Origin of the sequence: Rhodococcus sp. FH8, assembly GCF_019266085.1 — a bacterium.
GTDB lineage: Bacteria > Actinomycetota > Actinomycetes > Mycobacteriales > Mycobacteriaceae > Rhodococcus_F > Rhodococcus_F qingshengii.
The window spans coordinates 1-2,490 of record NZ_LPNQ01000027.1 but is presented as its reverse complement, the minus strand read 5'-3'; the positions used below and the strand labels follow the sequence as shown (position 1 = coordinate 2,490).

Annotated in this window: 3 protein-coding genes; all 3 read left to right on the top strand. The window is 62.5% G+C overall.

All coding sequences use genetic code 11. The annotated features are described in order from the left end of the window. Window positions 1-253: 253 nt before the first annotated feature. Window positions 254-469, top strand: a complete 216-nt coding sequence (locus tag ATN38_RS00200; protein ID WP_030538123.1) for a hypothetical protein — start codon at window positions 254-256, stop codon at window positions 467-469. After that, window positions 470-775: a type II toxin-antitoxin system PemK/MazF family toxin gene (locus ATN38_RS00195; protein WP_021334703.1), complete on the top strand. Its 306-nt coding sequence runs from the start codon at window positions 470-472 to the stop codon at window positions 773-775. Window positions 776-803: 28 nt separating this feature from the next. After that, window positions 804-2,490 (top strand): hypothetical protein (locus tag ATN38_RS00190; RefSeq protein WP_218747379.1); only part of this gene is annotated, 1,687 nt, incomplete at its 3' end.

Sequence of the window (2,490 nt, the reverse complement as noted above, 5' to 3'; positions counted from 1 at the left end):
TGAGTGGAAGAGGGGAGCGCGCAGCGCCCGGCCTCACCTCGATCCATTGGTGAGTGGAAGAGGGGAGCGCGCAGCGCCCGGCCTCACCTCGATCCATTGGTGAGTGGAAGAGGGGAGCGCGCAGCGCGAGTGTATTTCTGTGGGATGTGGCGTGAGTCCCCGGCACCGGGAGTGTCAGGGGCGGTGGTTGCAAGGAGATGAATGGATTTGGGGCCGGTACCGGTTTGCATCCCAATTCGGTATCATGATGGTTATGAGTACGCAGATCGCGGTACGGCTGCCCGAGGGCATTGTGGCGTTTCTCGACGGTGAGGTCAGCGGCGGGCGCGCGAAAAGCCGTGCCCAAGTCGTGCTTCGAGCATTGGAGCGTGAGCAGCGTCGGCAGTTGGCGGTCCGTGACGTGGAGATCTTGTCTGACGGCGCAGGCGGCGATGTGAATATCGCTGCCGCGCACGGGAAGAAGAGCTGAGTGCGCCCGATCCACGATGCGCAGCTCGGCGCGGGCGTTTCTTCGGTGTTGGTTCTGACGAGAGAGTTGGTTCGGCCTCATCTGGGGACGGTTACTGTTGCGCCGATTCGTGCGGAGGGGCGGGGGTTGTCGACGGAGCTGAGTTTGGGTGAAGGCAACGGCGTCGAGGACGGATCTGTTGTCGATTGTGATGGGTTGACGACGATCCAGGTGTCGGCTCTCGGTGTGAACCGGGGGTTTCTGCTGCCGGCGCAGGAAGTGTTGTTGACAAGGGCATTGCGATCAGCGTTCGACCTCGAATCATGAAGACACCAGCAGTGACGACGGGGCAGTGATGGCGGCGAAAAAGTGGGAGCAGATACCCATGTTCGACCTCGATCCTCCTCCGGTGCCCGAAGTTCAGGGGGATGGTTCTGAGCTCGATTTTGAACCAGCTCTCTTCGCGCTCGACGACGCGGCCCTGGATTCCGATGCCGGCCTGGACGCCACATCGCCGAATGTAGCAGATCACGCCGCCCCGGAGGCAGACGTCGAACCAGAAACCGGTGAAAGCACCGATGCCGATCGTCACGGTGAGGACTCGATGTCGCCCGTGTCGTCGGTCTCGGACACCGAACCAATTGTGCCCCAAGTCAAGGCCGCCGCTGACGTGGAGCCGGAAACGGAACCCACCCACGCGTCCGAGCTCGACGCAACCGAACCGGCCGCTCTTCCTCCCGCCGGCGAGTCAGCAGACGGCCACGCCGTCATTGTCACAGCGGTTGGAACCTACACACCCTCTGGCCATACACTCACCGGCCCAGTAGATTCCATCGAAAAACTCGACAAACTCATCAGATGGGCAACCCTCACCCCGCTGGGCGCACCGGCGCAGATCTGGATAGTCGGAATCGAAGCCTGCGACATGCTTGGATGGATCATCGACCCAGGCAGCGAAGACGACGTCGACGACATGGAAATCCTGCGCACCCGCGCTGCCGAAGAACTCACCGCGATCCTCCACGCCACGCTGACCCCGATGCTGACCGCAGGATGGGAACTCCGCGGAGAACCCGGCCACGTCGTTCACCTCTCCCGCACCACCGGGAACTTCACATCCATGGTCGACATCTTCATCGAACCCTACGTGTGGACCTACTGGAACAAAGACTTCGGATGGGGCAATCGCGTGGGGGACATGGGGATCCTCGGATCTCCCACCGCCGGAACCTACCTCCCCGACGACGACCTCCCCGCTGCCCGCGAACTGGGACGCCGGCTCGCCTGGTGCGCACAACACCTCGGCGTGCTACCCGGTCCCACTCCAGCACGCACCGGCGCCGCCATCGTCGACAAGATCAAACGCGACCGCACCCGCAGCGGTAAAGGAATCGTCGTCACCGTCGGTGGACCGGTCCCACCGCTGGACGGCGAACCCCGCGGAGATCTCGAACCTGCCCTCGGATGGACCCGCATCCCGCACCTCGAAGAACTTTCCGATGCAACACAACTGGTATCGATAGACCAACGAGCGGCGTACCTCGCTTCCGCTGGCATGCTCGAATTCGGCTACGGAAAACCTCGACATCTTCGCGGCGAGAACGCGCTCGACGCCGCGCGGCAATCGAAAACCCCGTTCGGACTCTGGCGTGTAACCCTCCCACCGGGTGACATGCTGGCGCTCCCACCCGCTCTACCGTTGCCTCACCCACACATGCTCGCCGACCAACCTGTGCAGACCTGGATCACCACCGTCAGCCTCGATGCACTTCAAACGTCCATCGCCGATGGCGGAATCGGCGCAGAACTCGACGACCTCGACATCGCAGAAGCATGGGTCTACCCCGAACAGGGTCGAGCCCTCGACAAGTGGGCGAAAATCTTGCGAGAAGCCCGCAAAGTTGCCGTCGACACCGGCGACACAGCAATGAAACGGTTCATCGGCGCCTGCTACAAGGGTTACATCGGCCGAATGGTCAACCCCGACATGTGGACCGCCAAACAAATGCAACACCACCACCAACCGCTCTGGCGAGCAGCGA